The sequence below is a fragment of the Pandoraea pneumonica genome, from assembly GCF_902459645.1.
Classification (GTDB): domain Bacteria; phylum Pseudomonadota; class Gammaproteobacteria; order Burkholderiales; family Burkholderiaceae; genus Pandoraea; species Pandoraea pneumonica.
Genome location: NZ_CABPSK010000004.1, coordinates 523,726 through 549,023, shown reverse-complemented (window position 1 = coordinate 549,023; position 25,298 = coordinate 523,726). Strand labels below are relative to the sequence as shown.

The following is a 25,298-nucleotide window of genomic DNA, read 5'->3' as shown; positions in this document are numbered from 1 at the left end:
CGTTGTCGCCAACCCGATGCCCGTGGCCCTGCGCCCCACAGCGGGCGAGGGGCGTGCTTTCGTGAGCTTATGCCTTCGGCATTTCGCGCGGCACGATCACCATCCAGTTCATACCGAAGCGGTCTTTCACCATGCCGAAGGTAATGGCGAAGAAGGTCGGTCCGAGCGGCATGGCGATTTGGCCGCCGTCGGCCAGCGCGTTGAAGGCCTTTTCGGCATCTTCGCTCTTGGCGAAGTCGACCGACAGCGAGAAGCCGTCGAACTTCGTCTTACCGCTCACATTGCCGTCGGACATCATGACCATCGTCTCGCCGATGGTCATCTCGCCGTGCATGATCTTGTTCTCGCTGCCGGGCGGGAGCATGCCTTCCGGGCACGATTCCGGGCTGTCGCCATAACGCATCACCATGCCGGGCTTCGCGCCCAGCGTCTTCTTGTAAAACTCAAGTGCTTCTTCGCAACGGCCTTCAAAAAACAAATAAGAATGGACTTGCATGGAACGCTCCTCGATCTCTCTTGGGGAAGGGAGGCCGACGCCGGCAGGCGACAGCCGTTGATACGGTCAAACGATGTGAAAAGACGACGCCGCAGACGCCGCCGACGACGGCTCAGCACGGCGCCATCGGCATGGGGACCGACGCATGCTCGTGCACCACGCGCCAGCGGCCTGCGGACTTGCGATAACAAACGGTCGCCCGCACGGTGGCCCCATGCGACTGCCCATCCGGGGCGGTACTGCGTACGGAATTCACGCTGTGGCTGAACGCCAGTTCACCGGCGAGCGTGAGCTGCCACTGCGACACTTCGAAATGAATCGGCCCAGTCGCATGGCTGAACCAATTCTCGAGCAACTGGCGGTATGCCTCGATACCACGATGCTCGGTGGGCGGCATCACGTCGAACAACACGACCTCGGGGTCGTAATGCGTGAACAGCGTGCCAACCTTCTTATTGCGCACGGCGTCGAGCCATGCCGCGTTAATCGCACGAATGGCGGCTTCGTCGCCGTGTGCGGGATACGTCTCAACCATAGTGCCTCCTGATGCAAAGCGTATGACTTCGGGGGGACTGCAACGGCGACGAAACCTCGATCTTTTGCACTGCACCTTGCCTTTGTGGACAGTGTACACAAACAATAGCAGACATAATGGACACTGTCCACAAGGAGTTGCAATGACAGAAGAAGACACAACAGCGGGGCCGGCGCGCACGACGTATCGACACGGGGACTTGCGCCGAGCCTTACTGGAGGCGGGGATCGCGCTCGCGCGCGACGGTGGACCGGACGCCGTGATACTACGTGAGGCCACGCGCCGCGCCGGGGTCGTTCCCAACGCGGCGTACCGGCACTTTGCGAACCGGCAAGATTTGCTCGATGCGGTGCGCTCGGCGGCGCTGGCCGAACTGGCGGTGGCGATCGAGCGAGAAATTGCTGTGTTGCCGACGGCGCAGGACGATGCAGTGGCGTATGCGCGTGCTTGTCTGCGCGCGGTGGGGATCGGCTATTTGCATTTCGCCCGCCAGCATCCGGGGCTGTTCCGTACGGCGTTTGCGAGTTCGGAGAACGTGCGCTCGCCCGCCGACCCGGAGAAGGCTGGAGAGAGTGGTTTGAATCCGTTTGAATTGCTCGGCGCGGCGCTCGATCGCATGGTGGCGGCGGGCATCATTGCGCCGTCGCAACGTCCGGGGGCCGAATATCTGGCGTGGGCGGCCGTGCACGGCTTGTCGGTGCTGGTGATCGACGGCCCGCTGCGCGATCTGCCCGATGCACAAGTCGATGCGTTGGGCTTCCGGCTGGTGGCGATGGTGGAGCAGGGGCTTTAACGCTATAACGCTGGCGCGCAGACAAGCTGGCAAGCGGGCGCCCCGATGACTTACACGGCTTACACGGTGTCAGGGGCCGTCAGCCGTGGCGTAAGCAAATCGGCCAGCCAATTCATGAACGCTTGTGCGCGACGGGGCAGATGGCGGCGATTGGCGTAGAGCAGTGTCACGGCCAGCGGTTCGGCCTGATATTGCGGCAACACTTCCTGCAAGGTGCCCTCGGCGAGGTGCGCGCGCACGCCGGTTTCTGGCGCTTGAATCAGTCCGAGCCCGGCGAGACACGCCGCCTGATAGGCGTCGGCATTGTTCACGGTGAGCACACCGTCCATCGGCCATTGCGTGTAATGCTCACCATCGAAATACTCCCAGCCGACGGGGCGCGTACCCAGCGTGTTCGTGTAGTGAATCAGCTGATGCGTGCGCAGGTCGTCGAGCGTTTGCGGCACGCCGTAGCGCTTCAGATAGGCCGTGCTTGCGACATTCACCTGACGTAGGCGGCCGAGCGGCCGCGCGATTAGCGTGGAATCGGCGTTCGTGCCGATGCGCAATACGCAGTCGAAGCCTTCGCGCACCAGATCGACACGCCGGTCGGTGCTCGACATCTCCACGCGCAGCGCCGGATGCTGCGCCAGAAATGCCGGGAGCTGCGGAATCACGACAGTGCGCGCGAGCGTTGCGGGCAGGTCGACGCGTAACCGTCCGGTGAGCGCTTCGTCGCGCGCCACGAACATCGTCTCCCACTCTTCCATATCGGCAAGCAGATCCTTGCAGCGCTCAAGGCACGCTTGCCCGTCTTGCGTAAGTTGCACGCGTCGTGTGGTCCGGTGCAGCAGGCGCGTCCCTAGCTTGGTTTCCAACTGCTTGATGGCATTGGACACGCTCGCGCGCGGCAGTCCGAGACTGTCGGCCGCTTGCGTGAAACTGCCGGTCTCCGTCACCCGGACGAAGATGCGCATGGCGTCGAGTTGATGCATGGCGTGTCAATCGATTGTTATCTGAATTTGATCAGTCTAATCAAATTAATCGGGTTTATTGGTGAAATTCGTTGCAATACGATGTTGAACATACCGCGGCACTTGGGATCGCGGCACGGTAACCAGCGCATTGCAAGGTGCGATGCGAGCCTACTTTCAGGAGTTCTCTCATGACCCGCAAAATCGTTCTCATCACCGGTGGCAGCCGCGGCCTGGGCCGCGCTTCGGCGCTGGCCGCCGCACGCCGCGGTATCGACATCATCGTCACCTATCGCAGCCAAAAGGCGGAAGCCGACGCCGTCGTCGCCGAGATCGGCAAACTCGGCGCGAACGCCGTCGCATTGCCGCTGGATGTCGCCGACAGCGCCCAGTTCGCGCCGTTTGCCGCCGAGGTGAAGCGCGTGCTCAAGGAAGTTTGGAAGCGCGACACGTTCGACTTCCTGCTCAATAACGCAGGCACCGGCTTGCACGCCCCGTTCACCGAGACGACCGAAGCGCAGTTCGACGAACTAGTGCGCATTCACTTGAAGGGCCCGTATTTCCTGACTCAGACGCTGCTGCCGCTGATTGCCGACGGTGGCCGAATTTTGAACGTGTCGAGCGGTCTGGCCCGCTTCTCGCTGCCGGGCGCATCGGCCTACGCGATCATGAAGGGCGGGATCGAAGTGTTCTCGCGCTATCTCGCCAAGGAACTGGGCGCGCGCGGCATTCGTGCCAATACCGTTGCGCCGGGTGCCATTGCGACGGACTTCAACGGCGGCACGGTGCGCGATAACGCTGGCGTGAATCAGATGGTCGCGGCCAACACGGCGCTGGGCCGGGTAGGCGAGGCCGACGACATCGGCGGCATGGTGGCGGCGCTGTTGGCCGACGAAACCGGTTGGATCAACGCCCAGCGCATCGAAGCGTCGGGTGGCATGTTCGTCTGATTTTCAGTGCGCGCCGCGCCGTCCGCGCATCCATCCGGACCACGCGACGGCACCGACGATGCACACCCCGCCCACGAGCATCTTGAGCGTGGGCGAGGTGCCGAACAGCACCCACGCAAACGCAATCGCGTAGACCGGTTCGAGCGCAATGACGACGGCCGCCTGACTGGCTTTCACCGTGCGCAAGGCGTGGATAAAGAGGGTGTAAGCCAGCGCGGTGCACACCACGCCGAGGCAGGCGAGCCAGCCCCATTGAGCGGCGGGCAGCGCGAAGGCTTCACGCCCAATGAACGGCGCCAGCACGATCACGATGGCCAGACATTGCCACCAGCTAGCCTGCAATGGCGAGGCTTGCGCGCCCAGCACGCGATTGGAGAGCGCGATGACGGCGTAGATCGCCCCGGAAAGCACACCCCACGCGAGACCGACGGTGGCGTTCGCCTGCCAGTCGAACTGCGGCGTGACGAGGGCTAGGCCGATGCATACCAACGCAATGACGCCCGCATCGCCAAGCGACGGGCGCTCGCGGCGCAACGGCCATTCGAGCAGGATGACGAACGCAGGGAAGCAGGCAAACCCGAGCGTCCCCACGGCCACACCGCCTTCCTTGATGGCAAGAAAGAACGCGAGCCAGTGCACGGCGAGCAGGACGCCCGCAATCAACAACCGTGCCGCCGAAGCGGGCGCAATGCCTTGCCACGGCGCACCGCCCGAGAGGCGGGCGGCACTGCGCAGCCCGGCGAGTCCGGCCAGTGCGATGACGGTGAGGGCCAGCCACGAAAACAGGCCGCGCCCGAACACGATCATCGTGCTCGACGCCGCAATATGTTCGCCAAACAGCGCCGACGCGCCAAACAGCATCGCCGCCGTATGCAAGGCGAGTTGCTGGCTGAATCCAGTCTGCGGGGAGGGTGTGGGGGTGGCGGGGCTGCCCGCCAGTGAAGAAGACGCCGCGTGGTGTTGCGCGGCGTCGTGAGTGTTACCCGTGTTTTGCGGCGTGCCCTCAGGCATCGCCAGACTTATCGCCGGATTTATCACCGGACGGAGCACCACCCGGCACCGGCACGGCGGTCGTGTACAGCACCTGCTTGAGCGCAAAGCTCGAGCGGATGTTACGAATGCCGGGGATGCGCGAGAGTTGATCGGTGATCAGCGTCTCGTACGCGCTCATGTCGCTGACCATCACGCGCAGCAGGTAGTCGGCATCGCCCGACATCAAATAACACTCCATGACGTTGGGCAGTGCGGTGACGGCGGCTTCGAAGGCGTCGAGGCCGTCGCGATGCTGGTTTTCCAGCGTGACGTGAATGAACACGTTGATGTGCAGCCCGAGCCGTGCAGGGTCGAGCAAGGTCACGCGCTGCCGGATATAACCTGCGGTCTCAAGCGCTTTGACACGCGCGAGACAAGGCGAGGGCGACAGGTTCACGCGCGAGGCGAGTTCCACGTTGGTGAGGCGGGCGTCGGCTTGCAGCTCCCGCAGAATCTTCAAATCAATGGCGTCGAGTTCCATACCACAATGCGCTCTAGTCCCGGATGAGGACCGGCGTTCCAGTCAATTGGCCGCCCGGTCGGCGACAGTGCCGCAATACTAGCTCATTTATCGCGTTCTTCCGCGCCTGCGCCCGGGGTTCTTTTCAGGGCTGACGCACGACATCGCTTCCGACCCTGTAAGGATTGGAAATGTTGTATTTGCGTGTTGTTTCTTTGGCCGAGGCTCAACGTTTGTTGACGATGCGTGACAGTCTGCTAACATCCCGCGCTACGAATGAGAACGTTAACGATTCTCATTAACAAAAAGATTTCTGCACTCGTCACTCGGGATTTCGTTCATGTCTTTCGATCACGTCACGCTCGCCCGGCGCGCCAAGCTTTCGCCGCTGGCCCTCGCCACGTTGCTCGCGTTCGCCGTCAGCACACCTGCCTTGGCCCAGTCGGCTGACACAAGCGCGCAGGCCACCGCCGCAAACGCCACGGCCGACACCTCGGCCACGGCACCTGCCGAGCTCAAGGCCACCACGGTCACGAGTTCGGTCCTGCGCGAGACGCCGCAGAACCTGAAGCAATCGGTGTCGAACGGGGCGCTCGGTTCGCGCAGCCAGCTCGACACGCCGTTTTCGACCACGGTGGTGAGCGAGGAGCAGCTCGAACAGCGGCAGCCCGCCAAGCTCGGCGACGTGTTCGCGACCGACGCCTCGGTCACCGACGGCAGCAACGCGTTCGACGCATGGGCGGGCTACGTCTACGTGCGCGGCATGCCGGTCGACTGGCAATACGGCTTCAAGCTCGACGGCCTGCCGGTGATGACCTACGGCGTGACCATGCCCTACGAACAGTTCGATCGCGTGGAATTGCTCAAAGGCCTGTCGGGCTTCATGTACGGCTTTGTCGCGCCGGGCGGCGTGATCAATTACGTGACGAAGAAGCCGACCGACGAGCGTATTGCCAGCGTCGACGTCGGCTTTCACTCGGAAGGCATTTGGCGCGAACACGTGGATCTGGGCGGGCGTGCCGGTCCCGACGACATGTTCGGCGCGCGCCTGAACTACACGCACGAAGAGGGCCGCACCTATACGGACGGCAATCTGAACCGCGATACGGTGTCGGTCGCGCTCGACGCGCGAATCACGCGCGACCTGACGTGGAATTTCGGTGCGATGTATCAAGACCGTCGCGCCACGGGCACGCAGCCGTCGCTCTCGACGTACAGCTTCACGGGCAATCAACTGCCAGGGCCGATCAACGCGTCGACCGCGAACCTGCAAACGCAGGCGACGCATCTGAACACGATCACGCAGTTCTATACGACCGGGCTGCAATATCAGATCAATCCGGACTGGAAGGTGTCGGCGAACTACGCGTTCAACAAATCGACGCGCGATCGTAATGAAGCGACGCTCTATCTGCTGAATGGCGCGGGCGATTTCAGCGGTCAGAACGATCTGGGGGCCGAGACGAACATGTTCCGCGCGTGGCAGATCACGGCCGAAGGCAAGCTGCACACGGGGCCGTTTGCGCATCAGTTGACATTCGGCATCGCCTCGCAATATCAGACGAACGACTACGCGTACGTCTATAGCCCGACGTACTTGGGCAACCTCTATCAGGGCACGTCGTATCAGTACTACGGCAACGGCACGCCGCTTCAGGCGCAACGCTCGAGCGCCATCGAGCAACGCTCGGCGTTTGCCTCGGATACGGTGCAGCTCACCGATCGCTGGTCGGTGCTCGCTGGTGTTCGCTTCACGAACTACAACCAGACGAACGCGCAAGGCGTATCGACGTACTCGAAGAACGGCGTCGTCACGCCGACTATCGCAGTGATGTACAAGCTCACGCCGAACACGACGGCGTATGCGAGCTATGTCGAGGCGCTGGAAGCGGGTGAGGTCGTCGCCGTGCAATACGCCAACGCGGGTGCCGTGCTGAACCCGGTCAAGAGCCGTCAGTACGAAGTGGGTGTGAAGACGGAGCAGTCGAACTGGAGCGCGACGGCGGCGCTGTTCCGCATCGAGCGCGGCGCGGTGTACACGGATAGCAGCAATGTGCGCGTCTCGGACGGGCAGTCGATCTATCAGGGCATTGAAATGGCGGGCTCGGTCAAGCTGGGCACGCAGTGGACGCTGGGCGCCAGCGCCATGGCGCTCGATAGCTGGTACTCGCGCACGAACGGCTTCGACGGTAATCGCGTGGGCGGTGCACCGCGCTTCGTGCTCTCGGGCAACGTCGACTACAAGATTCCATATGTGCCGGGTCTGTCGGTCGGCGGCGATATCCGCTACAACGGCCGCACGGTGCTGAACCCGGCGAATTCGCTCACGGTGTCGGGCTACACGTTGATTAACGTCGGTGCGACCTACCGCACGCGCGTCGCCGGTAAGGACGTGACGCTGCGCGCCGCGGTGAGCAACCTGACGAACCGCAAGTACTGGGAGTACCAGTACGACAACTACATCAAACCGGCCGACCCGCGCATGGTCAGCCTGAACGCCAAGATCGACTTCTGATCGGCAACATCCCGTGGGCGGCACCTCGTTCGGATCGGGGGCCGCCGCCCCGCGTCTTCTGCCTAGCTTCCGAGGCAATCGCCCCGATAAAAAGAATCAATCGCTGCGCCGCGAAAAACATCTTGCTTATCTATCTACCAGTAGATAAACTCCGTTACATGAATCGCACAACGACATCGCCCAACACCCCAAGCGTCAGGGAACAACTGCTGGAGCAAGCGCAGACGTTCCTGATGACGCGAGGCTACAACGGCTTCAGCTACCGGGATCTGTCGGAGCGGGTTGGGGTGAAGACGTCGAGCATCCATTACTACTTCCCGGCCAAGGAAGATTTGGCGCTCGAAGCGGTGAAGGCTTACGACGCGGCGATTAGCGAGGGGCTGGCGAGTATCGATGAAACGCTCCCGGCCGCGCAAAAGCTGCGGCAATACGCCGAAGCGTTTGGGTTGATCGCTGCGGACGGCCACCGGATTTGCCTGTGCGGCATGCTCGCGGCAGACATCGAGACGTTGCCTGAAGTGGTACGTGAAGCGGTGCAGAAGTTTTTCGCGTTTCACGAAGCATGGCTGGCACGCGTGTTGGCTGAAGGTGTGGCGGACGGCTCGTTGAAGCTGACGTCGTCGCCGGAGGCCGCTGCCCGTGCGCTGTTCGCCGGGTTTCAGGGCAGTGTGATGGCGTCGCGGTTGTTCCGGTCGCCATCGCGGCTCGGGGATGTCGTGACGTCGGTCTGCGCGATGGCGTGAGCCCTGCGCAGACAGTCGGCAAGAAGCAAGAAGGCAGGAATGCGGGAGCGAGACTCCCGCTTATTTGGGTTCGTTTATCTATCTATGAGTAGATAAGCAAATGTGAAGTAGTCGTTCAAAGCCGGACAAACGGGACGCGCCAAACTGAAAAGCGTCACGGTAGTCGTCAGGCAGGTGCATTAAGATCATTTTTCCACTCACTAGGAGTTCGTCATGTCGATCGAAAAAGTGCTGTACACCGCTCATGCCACCGCCACTGGGGGCCGCGATGGCCGCGCCGTCTCGTCGGACGGTGTACTGGATGTGAAGTTGGTCGTGCCGAAGGAAATGGGCGGCCCGGGCGTGGGCGGTACGAACCCGGAACAACTGTTCGCCGCCGGTTACTCGGCTTGCTTCCTGGGCGCGCTGAAGTTTGTCGCCGGGAAAGAAAAAGTCGCATTGCCGGCTGAGACGAAGATCGACGGCAGCGTCGGTATCGGTCAAATTCCGACGGGCTTCGGCATTCAAGCCGAACTGAAGATCAGCGTGCCGGGCGTGGACCGTGCCGTGGTGGAATCGCTGGTGCAAAAGGCCCACATCGTGTGCCCGTACTCGAACGCAACGCGCGGCAACATCGACGTGACGCTGACGATTGTCTAAGTCACGTTGCGCGCTGACGGTTTGATACCGTCGCCATATGGATGCGAAAAAGGCTGAGCGCCGTAGGGGGGCTCAGCCTTTTTTATCGGTAGACGTCCTGCCGCCAGCGCGCGTTACTTCGTTTTGATCTCGACTTTAATGCCATCGGGCAGCACGGTGATGGCACCGGGTTCGACGTCGCGCCCGCCGTAACGCAGTTGCTCCGGCTTGAATGTGTAGATCGGATATTGATTGAGCACCTGCTGCGCGACCGTGCCGCCGACAGCACTCAATTGCTGTCCATAAGCGGGCGGCATGCCGTCGACATCCACGCGCTCCACGCTCGGGTTGTCGAGCACGACGGCGCGCTTCACCGGGTCGTATTTGAGCGCACTCGACATGGCGATGACGCCTTTCATCGGCTGCCCGCCGATCAGCACATTCGCGACTTGCGCATCCACCTGCGTGTTGACGCGGTTCGCCTGCGGATTGAAGCCGAGTTGCGGATGCGTCAATTCCACCGACAGCAACTGTCCATAACGCAGCGTCGTCGGGAAACGCTTGTCGACAGCGGTCTCGATCTCCTGACGCGTCATCGTGTATTCGCCGGTCCAGAGGTTGTACGCGGCGCGCGCGGGGCGCATCACGGGCGCGAGCATCAAACCGAACGCTCCAAGCGACGCGAGGCGCAACATGTCGCGCCGGGCGATGGGTGAGCGTGCGTCAATGAGGTCGGACGTGGCAGGCAGTGTGATGTGTTGCGAGGAGCGGCGTGAAGTCATAGCGCAATGGGCCGGGAGGCCGAGAGAGACGTCACCGCACGAGACATCCGTGCGTCCTTCGTCGATGGTGATGGGACTGCGATGACGTCGATTCGTTCGGCAGCGGTGCCGAATCAATAATGCGGCGGGATTTCGTGGCGCGGGTTGCCGTCGTTACCGCCTTGGCCTTGCGACAACATTTGCTGGTACAGCGCGCTGAACTGCTTTTGCAGCAGATCGATTTGCTGCGTCTGACGCGTGACGATCTCGTTGAGCGTCTCGATCAGGTCTTCTTGAAACGCCGTCTTGACCTCGAGTTCGACGATGCGCGGTTCCAACGATTCCATGAGCTTCTCCGGTGAACGCGGCATTGTAGGCCATCGACCGCGGCATTGACGCACGGCGTGTGGGTCTTTGGCCGCCATGGCAGGGGTTCTGGGCATAATCGCACCATGAAAACCTTTCTGCTTTATGTCGTCACGGCCGTGGCGGAAATCGTGGGCTGCTACTTGCCGTGGCTGTGGCTTAGACAAGATCGCAGCGCGTGGCTGCTGGTGCCCGGCGCGCTGGCGCTCGCGCTCTTCGCGTGGTTGCTGACGTTGCATCCGGCGGCCGCCGGGCGTGTGTACGCGGCCTATGGCGGGGTGTACATCACGGTCGCTATCGTCTGGCTATGGGCCGTCGACGGTATGCGCCCGACGCCGTGGGATGTGGCGGGTGTCGCCGTCGCGTTGATCGGCATGGGCCTGATCGCGTTTCAGCCGCGCTGAGACCGTCGATCCACAATCAACTCGGCCGCACGCGATACGTGCAACGCTGACCGCCCGCGAGGATGTGCGTCTCGCGGGACACCGCGCCGCGCGATCCCACCAGCTCCTGAAACAACTCTAGTTCGCTGCTGCAAAAGCCCTGACACGTTTTGGCCGCCGCGCAGATCGGGCAGTGATCTTCGATCAGCAGCCAGTCGTCGCCATCGCGCTCCACTCGCGCCATATACCCTTCCGCCGACCGAATCTCCGCCAGCCGCGTGAGCCGCTGCGATAGCGTCGGCAACCCATCGATGGCGTGCTTGTACTGCGTGCGGGTTTCCGCCGCGCGTTGCGAAATCAATCGGTGCAGCCCGTCGTCGCCGAAGAGCTGCTTGATCGAGCCGATCAATTGAATGGTGAGGTGGGAGTGCGCATCGGGAAAGCGGTTGTGCCCGGCCGCCGTGAGCATCCACGCCTGACGTGGGCGGCCTGCGCCGCGTGAGGGCATCGTCTGGCCAGCAAGCAAGCCCTCGGCGACCAGCTTTTGCACCTGCTGACGCGCCGCCTCCGCCGTGATGCCGAGCGCAGCCGCGACTTCCGCCGTCGACGCCGGTCCCTGTGTCTTGAGCCAGTGCAAGACGCGCTCGTGACCTGCGCTGGGAACCGTCGCCCTATTATCCAAGTGGTTATTTGGGTAATTCATTGTGCCGCATGTAATATCCAAGAATTATCTTGCATATTAGTCGGCCAGCAGCCGACTGTCCATCCATGACAACAACAACGACGAATGCCGCTGCGCCGGGATGGCGCGATTTGCTGAGCGGGAACAACGGCTGGCGTTCGCTGGCACTGGCGGGCGGGGTGGCATTGCACGCCACGAATGTTTATGTGGCGACGACGGTGCTGCCGTCGATCGTGCGCGAAATCGGCGGACTCGATCTGTATTCGTGGAACACCACGCTCTTCGTGGTGGCGTCGATTCTCGGCTCGGTACTTGCGTCGAAACTGTTCACTTCGCTTGGGCCGCGCACGGCCTACGTTGCGGCACTGATCGGCTTCAGTGCAGGGACCATCGTTTGCGCGGCCGCGCCGAGCATGACGTGGATGCTGGCCGGGCGAACGTTGCAGGGGTTTGGCGGCGGCATCTTGCTCTCGCTCAGTTACGCGCTGATTCGTGTGGTGTTTGCGCCGCCGCTATGGTCGCGGGCGATGGGGCTGGTGTCCGGAATGTGGGGTGTCGCCACGTTATGCGGGCCTGCTGTGGGCGGCGTGTTCGCACAGTTCGGTCACTGGCGCTGGGCGTTTTGGTCGTTGCTGCCTGTGGTCGTCGGGCTGGCGCTGATCATCCGTGCGCAAGTTCCGGCCGGGCGCGTCGGCGCGTCGAAAGACAACACGTCGGGCAAACACGACGCCACGCAGGCCGAAGAGAGTGATGCCGTGCCGTGGTTCAAGGTGGTGTTGCTGTCGGCATCGGTGGTGGCTATTTCGCTGGCCGCCGTGGTCGGCTCTCATCTGATCGCTGCCGCGTGGGTGCTGGCAGGGCTGGTGCTGACGTGGTGGCTCGCACAACGCGAGCGCAGTGCGCGTCATGCGGTGCCGCGTTTGCTGCCGACGGGCGCGTACTCGTTGCGCACGCGGTTGGGCGCGCTGTACGCCGCCATGAGCCTGCTCGGCATTACGACGACGAGCGAAATCTATATCCCGTATTTCCTGCAAAACCTGCACGGTCAGACGCCGTTTGCCGCCGGTTATCTGGCGGCGCTGATGGCGGCGGGTTGGTCGGTCGGATCGATGACGAGCGCGGGACGCCACGGTGACGCGGCCGAGCGGCGCGTACGGTTGGGGCCGGTGATCGTCACGCTCGGCATGCTGTCGCTTGCATGGCTATTGCCGCAGGCCGATCTCTTCAAGTCTGTGGCCGGGGTGACGTCGATTTGCGTGGCGCTCTTTGCTGTCGGCGTGGGTGTCGGTATGGGGTGGCCGCATCTGCTCACGCGTGTGATGACGGCGGCGCGTCCCGGTGAAGCGCATTTGGCGTCGGCCTCGATTACGACGGTGCAGTTGTACGCGATGGCGCTTGGCTCGGCGCTCGCCGGACTCGTTGCGAATTCGGCCGGACTGGCCGACGGGCAGTATGCCGATGTGCAGCGCGCATCGGTCTGGTTGTTTGCCGTTTTTGCGCTGGCACCGGCGGCAGCCGCCGTGCTGGCATTGCGTGGCCGCGTGGCGGTCCCAGTTTCCGGGCAGGAGGCAACATGATCGATCGGATAACCGCCATGCGCACTTTCGTGCGCGTGGCCGACGTCGGCAGTTTCACCAAAGCGGCGGCCTCGCTCGACTTGCCGCGCGCGACGGCGACGACACAAGTGCAGCATCTGGAGCGCTGGTTCGGCGTGGCGCTCTTCACGCGCTCGACGCGCCGTATCGCGCTCACGATGGAAGGCGCGGTCTATTACGAGCGCTGCGCGGCGATTTTGGCCGATATCGAAGAAGTGGAAGCGGGGTTGTTCGGCGCAGAGGTGCAGTTGCGCGGACGTCTCGCCGTCGTGCTGCCGCCGGTCATCGCGCGCGAAATCGTGATGCCTGCGCTCGCGGAATTTCAGGCGCGCTACCCGGGCCTGGAAATCGCACTCGACGCGACGCCCGCGCACGGTGACTGGCGCGGCGATGGTGTGGAGTGCGGTGTGGTGCTGGGGGAATTGCCCGACTCGCGGCTCGTGGCGCGGCATCTGGGCGATCTGCCTCGGGTGACGTGTGCCAGCCGCCGCTATCTCGACACGCACGGGGTGCCTGACGATCTCGAAGCGCTCACGGTGCACACATCGGTGAAGTGGCTGACTGCGCCTGCGGAGTCGCTGGCCATGATGCAGACGGAACCCGACGCCCGATCTGCGCTAGCGGCCAATGACGCACTGCCTGCGCTCGGCGCATCGCGCGCGGCATCGCGGGCATTGCGAATGTCGTCGCCACTGCCATCGCCTTCGGTGACGGCTCGTTGCGGCGATCTTACGTTGATGGTCGGTGGCCGCGCGACGTGCGTGCGCACGCGGGGCCAATTGCATGTGGGGGACGAGGCTGCGTATCTGGCGGCAGGGCTCGAAGGGCTCGGGCTGATTCAGCCGACACTGCTGGCGGCGGCACCTTATCTCGCGTCGGGGCGTCTGGTGCCGGTGTTGCCGAAATGTCCGCCGCCGCCGCTGCGGCTCTCGGCGGCGTACCCGGCGCAAAAGCGCGTGTCGCCGCGTGTGCGCGCGTTCGTCGATTGGCTCGCGCAGATTTGCGAGCCGCTCGCCTCACAACAGGGTTACGCGCCGCCGACACCCCCCGCCGGGCCGGTACCGGACGGCAAGCCGTCGACGGTACGGCGCTCGTTCAGGCTGCCCGCGTAGTGATTGCGTTTCTCTTCGTACATCAGCAGGTCGGCTTTCTGCACGGTGGCTTCGAGGCGCTCGCCCGCTTCGCACGTCGCCATGCCCATCGAGAATGAGAGCGGCGTGCCCGGATAGAACGAGTTGTTGAGTTCGACGAGCTGACGAATGCTCTCCATCATCGCCGCGCCGCCCGTGGCATCGGTCGACGGCAGCAGCAGCGCGAACTCGTCGCCGCCGATGCGCGCAGCAATCTGCGGCGCCGTCACCGACTTGCCGAGCACTTCGCCGGCGCGACGCAGCAGCGCATCGCCAGCCGCGTGGCCGAGCTGGTCGTTCACGGCCTTGAGTCCGTTCAAGTCGGCGACGACGACCGTCACCGGATACGGGCCCTTGCGCTCCAGCCGGTTCAATTCGTCGACATAGAACGAGCGGTTGCGCAGCTTGGTCAGCACGTCGTGCTTGCCGAGGAATTCGAGATACGACTCTGCCTTCTTGCGCGCGGTGATGTCGGTGAGCGCCACGAGCACCAGATCCCAGCGCGCCTCGTGTCCGGGCAGCACGGCAAATTGCAGATGGACGTTGATCTCGTTGCCATCGAGCGCGTAGTTCACGACTTCACGCTGCTGGAAGAGTTTGTTCTCCCACAGATCGACCAATTGCTCGCGGAAGTTGTGCCGCATGTCGTCGCGAAACACATCGGGCAGGCGCGAGAGCAGCGTGGCCTTGTCGGTGGCGACGAACATCGCAAGTGTGTGACGGTTCACGTCGAGCACGTGAATTTCCTGCATGCAGCGCTCGACAAACTCGGGGTGCACGTCGGTGAACGTGCGGAAGTCGGTAATGCCGCGTGCGCGTGCGTCGTCGAGCAGCAGCTTGATCGCGCTGAAATCCTCCACCCACAGCGAGACCGGCGAGTATTCGAACAGACCGCGCGCGTACTGCTCGCCCATGGTCACGCGCTCGCGTGCATGTTCGAGCTCGGTCACGTCTTCGAGCGAAATCAGCACACGGTCGAGCGACGCTTCGTGTCCCGGCAGGACCGAGCCGTTGAGCAGCACATCCAAACGCCGCCCATCCAAGGTGTAGTTAACGGTCTTGCTAGTGAAGTGCGTGCGGCCATCCCAGAGCTGACAGAGCTCTTCGATGTGCGTCTTGAGCATGTCGTCGCGGAACACGCGCGGCAGGTTCTCGATGAGCGCGTCGAGCGACGGCGCGTTGAACATCGACAAGGTCTTGCGGTTGACTTTGATGACGCGAATGCGCTGCGAGCACGCCGACACGTGCGCCGGGTCGGTCTTGAAGTGCGCGCGCAGATCGGTCACGCCCTGCGCCTTCCATTGATCGAACAATTGCCGCACGCCGCTGAAGTCTTCGAGCCAGAGCGAGACCGGCGCGAGATCGAACATGACGGCGTCGTCGCTGGCAACCGACGGGGGAGTGGCCGCAGCAACGGTGGTGGCGGCGGAAGACGTGGAAGGTACTGCGGGCATGGCGTCCGGCATGTGGCACCTGAAGTCGGGTCAGGCCGTCATTCTACGGTCAAACCCGCCGTAACCCCTATGAGGAAAAGGGGCGGCAATCAGAGCAACGGGGCGCCGGTGTCGCGTTTGACTTCACGCAGCGAGAGCATCGATTCGATGGACGAGACGCCGGGCAGGGCGCGCAGCACGTCGCGCGTGAACAGGCCGTAATCGTCCAGATCGGTGGCGACCACGCCCAGCAGGTAATCGGCGCTGCCCGAGATGTTGTGACACGACACGATGCGCTCGATGGCCTGAACTTCGCGCTCGAACTGCTCGGAGAGCGCCCGGTCGTGAACGGCGAAGCGCACGTGCACGAAGGCGACAACGCCCAGGCCCAGCGCTCGCCGCGACAACTCGGCGCGGTAGCCGGTGATATAGCCGTCGGCTTCCAGACGTTTGAGGCGGCGCGCGCAAGGGGTTTCGGACAGCGACACGCGCTCGGCAAGCTTGGCGTTGGAGATGCGACCGTCGCGCTGGACGATGGAGAGAATCGCCCGATCGATGGCGTCGAGTTCGTTCATTGTGGGTATCCCGCTACAAATTCAGCTGCAAAGACGGCATTCCACCACGATATGCGGCCCCGGGGAAGCCTTACCCCTCATCCAGATGACCTAAGCCGGTTGGATGGTGACGCTTTTCCGTGTTGGGGGATTGTGTCGATCTTGTGCTTGCATTGGTGTAATCAGCTATGTTTGGCATTCATGGTGGTTGGAAAACGCCATCTATCGCTCATGAATTAGCGTGATCATGATTGCCTTTGCGGCCCGCGTGGCTGGTTTCGGAGAGGTGTCATGGTTTCGCTTCAGTTGCTCATGGTTTTCATCGGCGCGCTTGTGGTCGTGTACGCGCTGCCCGGACCCGACATGGCGCTGGTGATGCAAACGAGCATGGTGCGAGGCGTGCGGCACGGGCTGGCGACGTCGGCGGGACTGGCGCTGGCACGCGCGGGACACGTGACGCTCTCGGCCTGCGGGGTGGCGGCGCTGCTGCGCGCGGCGCCGTGGCTGTTCGAGACGGTGCGCATTGCTGGCGCGATCTATCTCGCGTGGATCGCCATTCAAATCTGGCGCTCGCCCGCCTTCGGCATCGAAGCACTCTCGACCTCGCGCGACGCGGCACCCCCGCTGGCCCACGCGGTGCGCCGAGGTGTGCTGTCCAGCGTGTTGAATCCGAAAGCGTTGCTGTTCTGTTCCGTGCTGCTGCCGCAGTTCGTGCGTCCGGAAGCCGGGCCGATCTGGTCGCAAGTGCTGGAATTGGGCGTGCTGTTGGTGGCGGTCGGCGCAGTGTTCGACGTCACGCTGACGTTCGGGGCCGCCCACATCGCGCGTTGGCTGCGCACACGTCCGCTTGCACAAAAAGTACAACGCTGGTCGTTCGCGGCGGCGCTCATGGCGTTCGCCGTCAGACTGTCACTCGACTGACGCGGCTCGCGTTAAGCTACGGGTCTACCCGCAGGGCAAATACACGCACCATCTCGGTGCATTTCGCTGCGACACGGCAAAGTGAGGTGCGACAGAACGTCGCACCCATTGAAAATTGGGAACGTTACCCAATTGCTGCATTGCACAGCGTTTGCCGTCAAATTCCCCTACATCTGCGTTGAAAACGTCGCGCGCGTACGCGTGTGACCGGCGCGACACATTGTCGCGCAGCCGCGCCTGGCATGTCCCGCCTAATTAAACTTCGGCATAATGCCGCACCGTGATGGAAGTAAAAGACAAGAAGTCGGACAGTGACTTGAGGTCTGCGGGCGGCAACCTGGCCCCGGTTCCCGTCTTTTCGATGACACAGTCGTCGTAGCTCGACCGGTGCAATACCGGCGCGGCGACTGCTCCCGTCTCACCTTAACCCTTGCCAACCTCCTGCGACCCTGCATCAGGCCGGTAAGCCCGTGTTGTGCCGTTCGCTGGCCAACTCAACCCTGTCGTGTGACATGAAGAAACACAGAAACCCGCGATTGCTTAGGCTCCTCGCCTTGTGCGCGCCGCTGCTTTTGGCTGGCTGCGACATGGCGCTGCTCAACCCCAAAGGGCAGGTCGGAGAAGAGACCAAATCCCTGATCCTCACGGCCACTTGGCTGATGTTGATCGTTGTGATTCCGGTCATCGTGATGACGCTGTGGTTTGCGTGGAAGTATCGCGCGACCAACAAGTCGGCGCGCTATGAGCCGAACTGGTCCCACTCGACGGCCATTGAGGTCGTGGTGTGGCTGGTGCCGATCATCATCATTGCGATTCTTGCGCGTATTACCTGGGTCAGCACCCACGAACTTGATCCCTACAAGCCGCTGCAAAGCGACGTGAAGCCGATCACGGTCGAAGTGGTGTCGATGAACTACAAGTGGTTGTTCATCTACCCGGAACAAGGTATCGCGACGATCAACGAATTGGCCGTGCCGGTCGACACCCCCGTGAATTTCAAGATCACGTCGGAATCGATCATGAATTCGTTCTTCATTCCGGAACTCGGTAGCCAGATCTACTCGATGGCCGGCATGGAAACGAAGCTGCACCTGATCGCGAATCACGTCGGCTCGTACGACGGTATTTCGGCGAACTACAGCGGCGGCGGCTTCTCGGGCATGCGTTTCAAGACGCTGGCGATGACGGACAACGACTTCCAGCAATGGGTTGCGAAGGTGCGCGAGTCGAAGAAGGTACTCGACAAGGCGACTTACGCTTCGTCGCTGGTGCCGATGAGCGAGAACACGCCGGTCACGTATTACAGCTCGGTCGACGCGAACATGTTCCAGTCGATCGTGCACGCCCCGATGGCCTCGGGCATGGCTCAGCAGCATGAGGGTCACGCCGGTCACGATGCCCATGACGGTATGGACATGAAGGGCATGGACATGAAGATGGAAATGAAGGGCGCGGGTACCGACGCCGTCGCAGCTCCGGCTGCGGCAGCGAACGTGCAGAACGGCCAGCCCATGACCATGGCCATGGACGCCGGCGCGCATGCGATGCACGCCGCCGGTACGGCCGCGCACGCGCATAAGGAGTAAACAACAATGTCAACGCTGTTTGGCAAACTGACCCTCGAAGCCATCCCGTACCACGAGCCGATCATCGTCGGCGCCGTGGGCATGATGGTGCTGGGTGGGTTGGGCATCATTGCGCTGCTCACCTACTTCGGCAAATGGAAGTACCTGTGGAACGAGTGGATCACGTCGGTCGATCACAAGAAGATCGGCATCATGTACGTGCTCGTCGCTCTCATCATGCTGCTGCGCGGCTTTGCCGACGCCATGATGATGCGTACCCAACTGGCACTCGCGCACAACGCGCCTGGCGTTCTGCCGCCTGAACACTACGACCAGATCTTCACCGCCCACGGCGTGATCATGATCTTCTTCGTGGCAATGCCGTTCATGACGGGCCTGGTGAACCTCGTGGTGCCGCTGCAAATCGGCGCACGCGACGTGGCCTTCCCGTTCCTGAACACGCTGTCGTTCTGGCTGTTCGTGGCCGGTATGGCGCTGGTGAACCTGTCGCTCGGTATTGGTGAATTCGCTCGCACGGGCTGGCTGGCTTACCCGCCGCTCTCGGGCATTCAGTTCAGCCCCGGCGTGGGGGTGGATTACTACATCTGGGCTTTGCAGATTTCAGGCTTGGGGACGTTGCTCACGGGTGTGAACTTCGTCGTCACGATTCTGAAGATGCGCGCTCCGGGCATGAACCTGATGAAGATGCCGGTCTTCACGTGGACCGCACTGTGCACGATGGTGCTGGTGTGCGCTGCGTTCCCGGTGCTGACGGTGACCCTGGCGCTGCTCTCGCTCGACCGCTACCTCGACTTCCATTTCTTCACGAATGAGTTGGGCGGCAACCCGATGATGTATATCAACCTGATCTGGATCTGGGGTCACCCTGAGGTGTACATCCTGATTCTGCCGGCGTTCGGTATCTTCTCGGAAATCATCTCGACGTTCTCGGGCAAGAAGCTCTTCGGCTACAAGTCGATGGTGTACGCCACGGCCGCGATTATGGTGCTGTCGTTCCTCGTGTGGGCGCACCACTTCTTCACGATGGGCTCGGGTGCCAGCGTGAACGCGTTCTTCGGTATCGCGACGATGATCATCTCGATCCCGACGGGCGTGAAGATCTTCAACTGGCTGTTCACGATGTACCGCGGTCGCGTGCAAATGACCGTGCCGGTGCTGTGGACGCTGGGCTTCATCGTGACGTTCGTGATCGGCGGTATGACGGGCGTGCTGCTCGCCGTGCCGGGCGCTGACTTCGTGCTGCACAACTCGCTGTTCCTGATTGCTCACTTCCACAACGTGATCATCGGTGGCGTGCTGTTCGGTTACATCGCCGGTATGAACTACTGGTTCCCGAAGGCTTTCGGCTTCAAGCTCGACGAACGTCTGGGCAAGGCTAGCTTCTGGTGCTGGATCATCGGTTTCTACCTCGCCTTCATGCCGCTGTACGTGCTGGGTCTGATGGGCATGACGCGCCGTCTGAACCACTACAGCAACCCGGATTGGCAGCCGTGGCTGATCGCCGCGCTCATCGGTGCGCTGTTCATCGCCGCCGGTATCGGCTTCCAGGTGCTGCAAGTGGTGGTGTCGATCAAGAACCGCAAGGCGCTGGCCGACACGACGGGTGACCCCTGGAACGGCCGTACGCTGGAGTGGATGACGTCCTCGCCGCCGCAGTTCTACAACTTTGCTGAAGAGCCGCGCGTGCATGACATCGACGAGCTGGCCTATCGCAAGGAGCACGGCATCAAGAGCGATCTGAAGACGAGCTACGCCCCGATTCACATGCCGAAGAACACTGGCGCCGGTTTCATCATCAGCGCGTTCTCGCTGGTGTTCGGTTTCGCCGCAATCTGGCACATCTGGTGGCTGGCTATCGTTGGCTTCGTCGGCATGATCGTGGCATTCATCTGCCGCAGCAACGACGATTCGATCGACTACTACGTGCAATCGCCGGAAGTGGTGGCCATTGAAAAGGCCCACCATCAGGCGCTGGCTGTAGCAGCAAAGGCTTAATCATGACGAGCGAAGTTCTTAAACACACGGGCGCGCATGCCGATGCGCATGCGCACGACCACGCGCACCACGACACCGGCGGCAACACGATCTTCGGTTTCTGGGTGTACCTGATGACCGACTTGGTGCTGTTTGCCGGCCTGTTCGCCACCTTCGCGGTGCTGCGTGACTCGTCGGCAGGCGGCCCCACCGGCAAGGAACTGTTCGACCTGAAGTTCGTGCTGGTCGAAACGTTCATCCTGCTGTTCTCGTCGATCACCTACGGCTTCGCCATGGTCGGCCTGCACGGCGGCAAGAAGGGCACGGTCATGGGCTGGTTGGCCGTGACGTGGCTGCTGGGCGCCGCGTTTGTCGGCATGGAACTGTATGAGTTCCATCACCTGATCCTGGAAGGCGCCGGCCCGCAACGCAGCGCATTCCTGTCGTCGTTCTTCGCGCTCGTGGGCACCCACGGTCTGCACGTGGCCTCGGGCCTGCTGTGGATGGCCGTGCTGATGTTCCAAATCGGCAAGAAGGGCCTGACCTCGACGAACACGACCCGCCTCCAGTGCCTCTCGCTGTTCTGGCACTTCTTGGACGTGGTCTGGATCGGCGTGTTCACGGTCGTGTACCTGATGGGAGCGATGTAAATGAGCAATAGCAAATCGGTGCAATCGCACGGCCACGACGCTGGCCATAATGCCGCCGGCGGTAGCCACGGCAGCGTGAAGTCGTATCTGATCGGCTTCGTGCTCGCAGTGATCCTGACCGTGGTGCCGTTCAAACTGGTCATGGACGGCACGATGCCGCCCTCGACAGTGCTGCCGCTGATTCTCGGCGCCGCACTCATCCAGATGATCGTCCACCTGGTCTACTTCCTGCACATGGACCGCTCGTCGGAACAACGCTGGAACATCATGGCGTTCCTGTTCACCGGCCTGATCGTCGCCATCGTGCTCGTCGGCTCGCTGTGGATCATGCACAACGCCAACTCGCTGATGATGCCTGGGATGTAAGGTTTTCCCGGCGCGCTTTGTTAGCGTGTGATGGTTGAGAAAGGCGGCTTCGAATTTTTCGAGCCGCCTTTTTCTTTAGCCGCAGCGGTAAGCAAAAAGGGCAGTTCGAGTCATCGAACTGCCCTTTTTGCGCTGGCGCTACCGATTCGTCGACACCGCGCTTGCCACCACCGCCGTCGTTCTCTCAACCCTCAGCACCCGCGGCGCTCGCCGGCCCTCTGGCTCACTCCAATTTAAAGTCGCTCCGCCAGAGGGCCGACAACCACCGCTCATATTCCCCGTCGTTTCACCGCTTTTTCCTTACCCGTGCGATCCGGGTACGTCCGGGGGCGTGTCCGTCGTCGGGGCCGCCAAGATCACACCCGGTCTCACCGGCAAGTCCGGCCTTATACCCAACAACGGCAAGGCCTGTGAAGCGATTTCTGCGAACGCCGGGCCCGCCGCTTGACCCCCAAAGTGCTGCGACGCCTTCGGCTCATCCACCGACACCGCAATCACCAACCTCGGCGCAGACAACGGCGCTATCCCCACAAACGACGCCCGATACTTCGAATGGTCGTACCCGTGCGCACCCGCCTTATACGCCGTACCCGTCTTCCCGCCAATGCTGTAACCCGCCACCTGCGCCGTCGTCGCCGTACCACCCGTATCCACCACCCCCGCCAACATCTTCCGCATCTCCGACGCTGTATGCGTGTCAATCACTCGCACACCCTCCGGCTGCACCGGGGTGTCCGGCTTGATGATCGAAATCGGTACCAACACACCATCGTTCGCAAAGATCGTGTACGCGCGCGCCAGCTGGAACAACGACGCTGAAATGCCGTACCCGTACGCCATCGTCGCCTGCTCAATCCGCCGCCACGACTTATACGGGCGCAAACGGCCCGATACCGCACCCGGGAATCCCAGCTTCGGCTGCTGGCCCAAACCAATCTCGGTGAACATGTCCCACATTTCCTCCGCCCGCAACATGGTCGACACCTTCGTCATCCCAATATTGCTCGACTTCTGAATCACGCCTGCCGCCGTCAACACACCATTCGCACTGTCGTCACTGATCGTCGCGCCCTCGAACACATAACGGCCCGGGCCCGTGTCGATCAACGTCGCCGGTGTCAGACGGTGCAAGTCCAACGCCAACGCCATGGTGAACGGCTTGAGAATCGAACCCGGCTCGAACACGTCAGTGAACACCCGGTTGCGCAACTGCTCACCCGTCAAATGCTCTCGGTCGTTCGGGTTGTACGTCGGCAGGTTCGCCAAGGCCAGCACCTGGCCCGTCTTGGCGTCGATGACGACGGCCATTGCCGCTTTCGCGCCCGTGCGATCCAACGCGTTCTTCAATGCCTCATAGGCGATGTATTGCACGCGCGTATCGAGCGTCAGGCGAATGTCCTTACCATCGCGCGGCGGACTGGAATCGTCGAGATCCTGAATGGTGCGCCCGATCCGATCTTTAATCACCCGCCGCACACCCGCCGTCCCCTCAAGCAACGGCTCCTCGCCCAACTCCATCCCTTCCTGCCCCTTGTCCTCGACGTTGGTGAAACCCACCACGTGCGCGGCCACATCGCCTTCAGGATAAAAACGCTTGTACTCACTGCTCTCGTACACGCCCGGAATGCCCAGCGCCTCGACCTGTTTGCCGATCTCGGGGGATACCTGCCGCTTGATGTAGACGAATTTCTTCTCGCCGATCAACTTGCTGCGCAGTTCCTTGGCAGGCATGTCGAGCAGCTTGCTCGCTTGCTGAATATCGCTGTCGGAAAGGTCGTCAGGCACTTCGGCTGGCACCGCCCACACGGTGCGCATCGGCAGACTGGTCGCCAACACACGGCCGTCGCGGTCTTCGATCTTGCCGCGCACGGCGGGCATGACGATGGTGTGCTCGTAACGCTTTTCGCCCTGCGCGATGTAGAAGCCGTTGCCGGGCCCCGCGATCCAGAACGCGCGGACGACGAGACCGATGAAGGCAAGGGTGATGACGATGACAACGAGTTTGGAGCGCCACAACGACATGCGCGATTGCAGGACCGGACTGGCGGAGAACGTGACGTCCTTGGGCTGGCGTTTCTTTTGCATGGCGCTCGCGGGGCGTTGAGATGCGATGACTGCGGTGAGCCGATCAGCAGACTCTGGCTCAAATTCTAGGCCAGATAGCGTAGCACGCAAGCGACTGTTGCAATAGCGCAAAAGCCCCGTCAGACGGGGCTTGCAGCGTTTTTTTCGGCGCCGCTGCAACTGAAGCGCCAACGGGTGTCAGCAGACGAAACCGGACGCAGCGAATTGCAGCGAATTGGCGAAAAATCGCATGCTGAACGCCGCGAGGCACTCGACTACTTCGCCGGACCGAACCGAATGTCGCCGTACCACGCATGCGCACTCGCATGGGTGTTGTCGCTGTCGGTGAAAACCCCATAACCGAGCAGCTTGCCCGGCTTCTCGTGATAAACGCGCTCGTAGTCGGCCGCGAGATTGCGCGAGAAGGATTGCCATTTGCCGATGCTCGCATCGCCGCCCGCCACCACGAGCATCTGCACGCGGTCGGTATGTGGGTTCTGAATCACGCCACCGGGCTCGGCATCGTTCGACCAGATGTACATCAGCGTGGCGTACGGCAAATCTTCGCCGCCCGCCTTGGCAAGACTCATCGCCGCGCGGTCGCCGAAGGGCAGAGACGACTTGTCGCCATCAAAGAAGAAAACGATCCGCGCAGGCGAATCCTCTTTGTCGGCATTGCGGTTGTCAGCCCCCGGAATCGCCCCCGCCACTTTCCAGCGCCACGAAACGGTGGGCGTGGCCGACAGATCGATGCCGCTGCCCTTGTTCATCAGCGCAGACGCCGAATCGACGGAATTGGCCTCGACGACGTTGCGCCCGCCATCGGCGACAACGGTGTACTTGGTGATTTTCTTGCCTTTGACGACCGGCAGGTTCTGCCAGCCTGACGGCAGTGCGGCGCCGACAGCGGCCTGCGAGAAGAGGGCGGCACCGTCGGCATCGCCATCCGCCGCGAGAGCCGCAAGCGGGGCGACGGTGCCGAGGAGGGCGGCGAGTACAGCCATTCGGGAAATGCGAAGCGGCGAGACGATGCGTTGCATAGTGAGCGACTCCGGCTTTGAGAGGGGCGCTCCGGCCCCGGACAAGTTACCGCTGCTGCATGGCCACACGCAGGCCCAATCCGATGAAGATGGTGCCGATGATCTTGCCCTGCCAGCGCAGCAGCCACGTGAAGCGCTTCACAAACCGGCCGAGCGGGCGCACCGACAACGCAATGGCTGCGGTGTACACGGCACTCATCGCGACAAACACCATCCCCAGCACCAGAAACTGCATGAACACGTTCCCTTCGCTCGCATGCACGAACTGCGGCATGAACGCGAGGAAGAAAAGCGCCGTCTTGGGATTGAGCACTTCGGTGGCGACCGCCTGCGCAAACGCACGCGTGGGCGAGACTTGCGGTGCCACGGGCAACTGCGGATCGCTCGGGCGCTCACGCAGGGCCTTGATGCCGAGATAGATCAGATAGGCCGCGCCGATGTACTTGACGACGTCGAACGCGAGCGCGGAAGTCATCAGCACCGCCGACAGCCCCACGGCAGCACACAGGGTATGGACAAGGTCGCCCAGCGCGATACCCATGCCGGTCATGACGCCGGCGCGGCGTCCGCCCTGCACGGTGCGGGTGATGGTGAGGAGCACGGCCGGTCCGGGAATCAGGAACAGCCCGAGGACGACGGCAAAAAACGTAGCGAGGGTGGCAAGGGTCGGCATGGAGTCTCCGTGAATCGGGGCCGCA

At 62.4% G+C, this 25,298-nt stretch carries 27 protein-coding genes; 14 read left to right on the top strand and 13 right to left on the bottom strand.

Features of this window, described 5'->3' with window-relative positions; translation table 11 throughout:
* Window positions 1–67: 67 nt before the first annotated feature.
* Both PPN31114_RS21575 and PPN31114_RS21570 read right to left on the bottom strand, forming a co-directional pair.
* Window positions 68–496, bottom strand: a complete 429-nt coding sequence (locus tag PPN31114_RS21575; RefSeq protein WP_150681551.1) for a VOC family protein — start codon at window positions 494–496, stop codon at window positions 68–70.
* Window positions 497–608: 112 nt separating this feature from the next.
* Complete coding sequence (locus PPN31114_RS21570) at window positions 609–1,031, bottom strand: YybH family protein (RefSeq protein ID WP_150681550.1); 423 nt, start codon at window positions 1,029–1,031, stop codon at window positions 609–611.
* Window positions 1,032–1,173: 142 nt separating this feature from the next.
* On the opposite strand from PPN31114_RS21570, the gene PPN31114_RS21565 reads away from it, so the two are divergent.
* Window positions 1,174–1,824, top strand: a complete 651-nt coding sequence (locus PPN31114_RS21565) for a TetR/AcrR family transcriptional regulator (RefSeq protein WP_150681549.1) — start codon at window positions 1,174–1,176, stop codon at window positions 1,822–1,824.
* Window positions 1,825–1,883: 59 nt separating this feature from the next.
* On the opposite strand, the gene PPN31114_RS21560 is transcribed toward PPN31114_RS21565, so the two are convergent.
* On the bottom strand, window positions 1,884–2,798 hold the full coding sequence (locus PPN31114_RS21560; RefSeq protein ID WP_150681548.1) for a LysR family transcriptional regulator: 915 nt from the start codon (window positions 2,796–2,798) through the stop codon (window positions 1,884–1,886).
* A 170-nt stretch (window positions 2,799–2,968) separates the two neighbouring features.
* Here PPN31114_RS21560 and PPN31114_RS21555 point away from each other — a divergent pair, with 170 nt between their 5' ends.
* The gene (locus tag PPN31114_RS21555; RefSeq protein WP_150681547.1) at window positions 2,969–3,727 is read left to right on the top strand and encodes an SDR family NAD(P)-dependent oxidoreductase; all 759 of its coding nucleotides are present in this window, start codon (window positions 2,969–2,971) and stop codon (window positions 3,725–3,727) included.
* A 3-nt stretch (window positions 3,728–3,730) separates the two neighbouring features.
* Here PPN31114_RS21555 and PPN31114_RS21550 read toward each other — a convergent pair whose 3' ends face one another.
* Both PPN31114_RS21550 and PPN31114_RS21545 read right to left on the bottom strand, forming a co-directional pair.
* Entirely contained in the window at window positions 3,731–4,738 is a 1,008-nt protein-coding gene (locus PPN31114_RS21550) for a DMT family transporter (RefSeq protein WP_150681546.1), read from the bottom strand.
* Window positions 4,731–5,240 (bottom strand): Lrp/AsnC family transcriptional regulator, encoded by a 510-nt coding sequence (locus PPN31114_RS21545; protein ID WP_150681545.1) that lies wholly within the window; start codon window positions 5,238–5,240, stop codon window positions 4,731–4,733. The genes PPN31114_RS21550 and PPN31114_RS21545 overlap by 8 nt, the downstream gene beginning before the upstream one ends.
* Window positions 5,241–5,559: 319 nt before the next feature.
* Here PPN31114_RS21545 and PPN31114_RS21540 point away from each other — a divergent pair, with 319 nt between their 5' ends.
* The 3 genes from PPN31114_RS21540 to PPN31114_RS21530 all read left to right on the top strand — a co-directional run bounded on the left by PPN31114_RS21540 (window position 5,560) and on the right by PPN31114_RS21530 (window position 9,116).
* Window positions 5,560–7,734 (top strand): TonB-dependent siderophore receptor, encoded by a 2,175-nt coding sequence (locus tag PPN31114_RS21540; protein WP_150681544.1) that lies wholly within the window; start codon window positions 5,560–5,562, stop codon window positions 7,732–7,734.
* A gap of 158 nt (window positions 7,735–7,892) precedes the next feature.
* Window positions 7,893–8,477, top strand: a complete 585-nt coding sequence (locus tag PPN31114_RS21535; protein WP_150681543.1) for a TetR/AcrR family transcriptional regulator — start codon at window positions 7,893–7,895, stop codon at window positions 8,475–8,477.
* 213 nt (window positions 8,478–8,690) lie between these two features.
* Complete coding sequence (locus PPN31114_RS21530; RefSeq protein ID WP_150681542.1) at window positions 8,691–9,116, top strand: organic hydroperoxide resistance protein; 426 nt, start codon at window positions 8,691–8,693, stop codon at window positions 9,114–9,116.
* A gap of 113 nt (window positions 9,117–9,229) precedes the next feature.
* On the opposite strand, the gene PPN31114_RS21525 is transcribed toward PPN31114_RS21530, so the two are convergent.
* Together PPN31114_RS21525 and PPN31114_RS21520 are read right to left on the bottom strand one after the other, a co-directional pair.
* Window positions 9,230–9,790, bottom strand: a complete 561-nt coding sequence (locus tag PPN31114_RS21525; RefSeq protein ID WP_150681752.1) for a DUF1439 domain-containing protein — start codon at window positions 9,788–9,790, stop codon at window positions 9,230–9,232.
* 200 nt (window positions 9,791–9,990) lie between these two features.
* Window positions 9,991–10,194, bottom strand: a complete 204-nt coding sequence (locus tag PPN31114_RS21520) for a SlyX family protein (RefSeq protein ID WP_150681751.1) — start codon at window positions 10,192–10,194, stop codon at window positions 9,991–9,993.
* Between the two features lie 114 nt (window positions 10,195–10,308).
* Here PPN31114_RS21520 and PPN31114_RS21515 point away from each other — a divergent pair, with 114 nt between their 5' ends.
* On the top strand, window positions 10,309–10,626 hold the full coding sequence (locus PPN31114_RS21515) for a YnfA family protein (RefSeq protein ID WP_150681541.1): 318 nt from the start codon (window positions 10,309–10,311) through the stop codon (window positions 10,624–10,626).
* Between the two features lie 16 nt (window positions 10,627–10,642).
* On the opposite strand, the gene PPN31114_RS21510 is transcribed toward PPN31114_RS21515, so the two are convergent.
* Window positions 10,643–11,308 carry a helix-turn-helix transcriptional regulator gene (locus tag PPN31114_RS21510; RefSeq protein WP_150681540.1) on the bottom strand — a complete coding sequence of 222 codons (666 nt, stop codon included), beginning with the start codon at window positions 11,306–11,308 and terminating at the stop codon, window positions 10,643–10,645.
* A gap of 65 nt (window positions 11,309–11,373) precedes the next feature.
* Here PPN31114_RS21510 and PPN31114_RS21505 point away from each other — a divergent pair, with 65 nt between their 5' ends.
* Entirely contained in the window at window positions 11,374–12,864 is a 1,491-nt protein-coding gene (locus tag PPN31114_RS21505; RefSeq protein WP_150681539.1) for an MFS transporter, read from the top strand.
* The gene (locus PPN31114_RS21500) at window positions 12,861–13,994 is read left to right on the top strand and encodes a LysR family transcriptional regulator (protein ID WP_150681538.1); all 1,134 of its coding nucleotides are present in this window, start codon (window positions 12,861–12,863) and stop codon (window positions 13,992–13,994) included. Before PPN31114_RS21505 ends, PPN31114_RS21500 begins: the two co-directional genes overlap by 4 nt.
* Here PPN31114_RS21500 and PPN31114_RS21495 read toward each other — a convergent pair.
* Window positions 13,910–15,382, bottom strand: coding sequence for a sensor domain-containing diguanylate cyclase (locus PPN31114_RS21495; RefSeq protein WP_246182682.1), 1,473 nt, complete (start codon window positions 15,380–15,382; stop codon window positions 13,910–13,912). The two genes, PPN31114_RS21500 and PPN31114_RS21495, sit on opposite strands and share 85 nt — an antisense overlap.
* On the opposite strand from PPN31114_RS21495, the gene PPN31114_RS26475 reads away from it, so the two are divergent.
* Window positions 15,381–15,530, top strand: a complete 150-nt coding sequence (locus tag PPN31114_RS26475) for a hypothetical protein (protein ID WP_246182681.1) — start codon at window positions 15,381–15,383, stop codon at window positions 15,528–15,530. The genes PPN31114_RS21495 and PPN31114_RS26475 overlap by 2 nt on opposite strands.
* A 25-nt stretch (window positions 15,531–15,555) precedes the next feature.
* On the opposite strand, the gene PPN31114_RS21490 is transcribed toward PPN31114_RS26475, so the two are convergent.
* Window positions 15,556–16,020: an Lrp/AsnC family transcriptional regulator gene (locus PPN31114_RS21490; RefSeq protein WP_150681536.1), complete on the bottom strand. Its 465-nt coding sequence runs from the start codon at window positions 16,018–16,020 to the stop codon at window positions 15,556–15,558.
* 270 nt (window positions 16,021–16,290) lie between these two features.
* Here PPN31114_RS21490 and PPN31114_RS21485 point away from each other — a divergent pair, with 270 nt between their 5' ends.
* The 5 genes from PPN31114_RS21485 to PPN31114_RS26240 all read left to right on the top strand — a co-directional run bounded on the left by PPN31114_RS21485 (window position 16,291) and on the right by PPN31114_RS26240 (window position 21,496).
* Window positions 16,291–16,920 carry a LysE family translocator gene (locus PPN31114_RS21485; RefSeq protein WP_150681535.1) on the top strand — a complete coding sequence of 210 codons (630 nt, stop codon included), beginning with the start codon at window positions 16,291–16,293 and terminating at the stop codon, window positions 16,918–16,920.
* Between the two features lie 512 nt (window positions 16,921–17,432).
* Entirely contained in the window at window positions 17,433–18,506 is a 1,074-nt protein-coding gene (gene cyoA / locus PPN31114_RS21480; protein WP_150681534.1) for a ubiquinol oxidase subunit II, read from the top strand.
* Between the two features lie 15 nt (window positions 18,507–18,521).
* On the top strand, window positions 18,522–20,501 hold the full coding sequence (gene cyoB, locus PPN31114_RS21475; RefSeq protein WP_150681750.1) for a cytochrome o ubiquinol oxidase subunit I: 1,980 nt from the start codon (window positions 18,522–18,524) through the stop codon (window positions 20,499–20,501).
* Window positions 20,502–20,503: 2 nt separating this feature from the next.
* Window positions 20,504–21,130 (top strand): cytochrome o ubiquinol oxidase subunit III, encoded by a 627-nt coding sequence (locus PPN31114_RS26245; protein ID WP_174988325.1) that lies wholly within the window; start codon window positions 20,504–20,506, stop codon window positions 21,128–21,130.
* Window positions 21,131–21,496, top strand: a complete 366-nt coding sequence (locus tag PPN31114_RS26240) for a cytochrome o ubiquinol oxidase subunit IV (RefSeq protein WP_174988321.1) — start codon at window positions 21,131–21,133, stop codon at window positions 21,494–21,496.
* A 300-nt stretch (window positions 21,497–21,796) separates the two neighbouring features.
* On the opposite strand, the gene PPN31114_RS21465 is transcribed toward PPN31114_RS26240, so the two are convergent.
* The 3 genes from PPN31114_RS21465 to PPN31114_RS21455 form a co-directional block, all read right to left on the bottom strand.
* The gene (locus tag PPN31114_RS21465) at window positions 21,797–23,581 is read right to left on the bottom strand and encodes a peptidoglycan D,D-transpeptidase FtsI family protein (protein ID WP_150681533.1); all 1,785 of its coding nucleotides are present in this window, start codon (window positions 23,579–23,581) and stop codon (window positions 21,797–21,799) included.
* A 254-nt stretch (window positions 23,582–23,835) separates the two neighbouring features.
* On the bottom strand, window positions 23,836–24,600 hold the full coding sequence (locus PPN31114_RS21460; protein ID WP_150681532.1) for a DUF3047 domain-containing protein: 765 nt from the start codon (window positions 24,598–24,600) through the stop codon (window positions 23,836–23,838).
* Window positions 24,601–24,646: 46 nt separating this feature from the next.
* Complete coding sequence (locus PPN31114_RS21455; protein ID WP_150681531.1) at window positions 24,647–25,273, bottom strand: LysE family translocator; 627 nt, start codon at window positions 25,271–25,273, stop codon at window positions 24,647–24,649.
* Window positions 25,274–25,298 lie beyond the last annotated feature (25 nt).

Excerpts from the sequence above, each read along its gene's own strand:
- PPN31114_RS21575 (WP_150681551.1), bottom strand. The coding sequence starts at position 496 with ATGCAAGTCCATTCTTATTTGTTTTTTGAAGGCCGTTGCGAAGAAGCA.
- PPN31114_RS21570 (WP_150681550.1), bottom strand. The coding sequence starts at position 1,031 with ATGGTTGAGACGTATCCCGCACACGGCGACGAAGCCGCCATTCGTGCG.
- PPN31114_RS21565 (WP_150681549.1), top strand. The coding sequence starts at position 1,174 with ATGACAGAAGAAGACACAACAGCGGGGCCGGCGCGCACGACGTATCGA.
- PPN31114_RS21560 (WP_150681548.1), bottom strand. The coding sequence starts at position 2,798 with ATGCATCAACTCGACGCCATGCGCATCTTCGTCCGGGTGACGGAGACC.
- PPN31114_RS21555 (WP_150681547.1), top strand. The coding sequence starts at position 2,969 with ATGACCCGCAAAATCGTTCTCATCACCGGTGGCAGCCGCGGCCTGGGC.
- PPN31114_RS21550 (WP_150681546.1), bottom strand. The coding sequence starts at position 4,738 with ATGCCTGAGGGCACGCCGCAAAACACGGGTAACACTCACGACGCCGCG.
- PPN31114_RS21545 (WP_150681545.1), bottom strand. The coding sequence starts at position 5,240 with ATGGAACTCGACGCCATTGATTTGAAGATTCTGCGGGAGCTGCAAGCC.
- PPN31114_RS21540 (WP_150681544.1), top strand. The coding sequence starts at position 5,560 with ATGTCTTTCGATCACGTCACGCTCGCCCGGCGCGCCAAGCTTTCGCCG.
- PPN31114_RS21535 (WP_150681543.1), top strand. The coding sequence starts at position 7,893 with ATGAATCGCACAACGACATCGCCCAACACCCCAAGCGTCAGGGAACAA.
- PPN31114_RS21530 (WP_150681542.1), top strand. The coding sequence starts at position 8,691 with ATGTCGATCGAAAAAGTGCTGTACACCGCTCATGCCACCGCCACTGGG.
- PPN31114_RS21525 (WP_150681752.1), bottom strand. The coding sequence starts at position 9,790 with ATGTTGCGCCTCGCGTCGCTTGGAGCGTTCGGTTTGATGCTCGCGCCC.
- PPN31114_RS21515 (WP_150681541.1), top strand. The coding sequence starts at position 10,309 with ATGAAAACCTTTCTGCTTTATGTCGTCACGGCCGTGGCGGAAATCGTG.
- PPN31114_RS21510 (WP_150681540.1), bottom strand. The coding sequence starts at position 11,308 with ATGAATTACCCAAATAACCACTTGGATAATAGGGCGACGGTTCCCAGC.
- PPN31114_RS21505 (WP_150681539.1), top strand. The coding sequence starts at position 11,374 with ATGACAACAACAACGACGAATGCCGCTGCGCCGGGATGGCGCGATTTG.
- PPN31114_RS21500 (WP_150681538.1), top strand. The coding sequence starts at position 12,861 with ATGATCGATCGGATAACCGCCATGCGCACTTTCGTGCGCGTGGCCGAC.
- PPN31114_RS26475 (WP_246182681.1), top strand. The coding sequence starts at position 15,381 with ATGACGGCGTCGTCGCTGGCAACCGACGGGGGAGTGGCCGCAGCAACG.
- PPN31114_RS21495 (WP_246182682.1), bottom strand. The coding sequence starts at position 15,382 with ATGTTCGATCTCGCGCCGGTCTCGCTCTGGCTCGAAGACTTCAGCGGC.
- PPN31114_RS21490 (WP_150681536.1), bottom strand. The coding sequence starts at position 16,020 with ATGAACGAACTCGACGCCATCGATCGGGCGATTCTCTCCATCGTCCAG.
- PPN31114_RS21485 (WP_150681535.1), top strand. The coding sequence starts at position 16,291 with ATGGTTTCGCTTCAGTTGCTCATGGTTTTCATCGGCGCGCTTGTGGTC.
- cyoA (WP_150681534.1), top strand. The coding sequence starts at position 17,433 with ATGAAGAAACACAGAAACCCGCGATTGCTTAGGCTCCTCGCCTTGTGC.
- PPN31114_RS26245 (WP_174988325.1), top strand. The coding sequence starts at position 20,504 with ATGACGAGCGAAGTTCTTAAACACACGGGCGCGCATGCCGATGCGCAT.
- PPN31114_RS26240 (WP_174988321.1), top strand. The coding sequence starts at position 21,131 with ATGAGCAATAGCAAATCGGTGCAATCGCACGGCCACGACGCTGGCCAT.
- PPN31114_RS21465 (WP_150681533.1), bottom strand. The coding sequence starts at position 23,581 with ATGCAAAAGAAACGCCAGCCCAAGGACGTCACGTTCTCCGCCAGTCCG.
- PPN31114_RS21460 (WP_150681532.1), bottom strand. The coding sequence starts at position 24,600 with ATGCAACGCATCGTCTCGCCGCTTCGCATTTCCCGAATGGCTGTACTC.
- PPN31114_RS21455 (WP_150681531.1), bottom strand. The coding sequence starts at position 25,273 with ATGCCGACCCTTGCCACCCTCGCTACGTTTTTTGCCGTCGTCCTCGGG.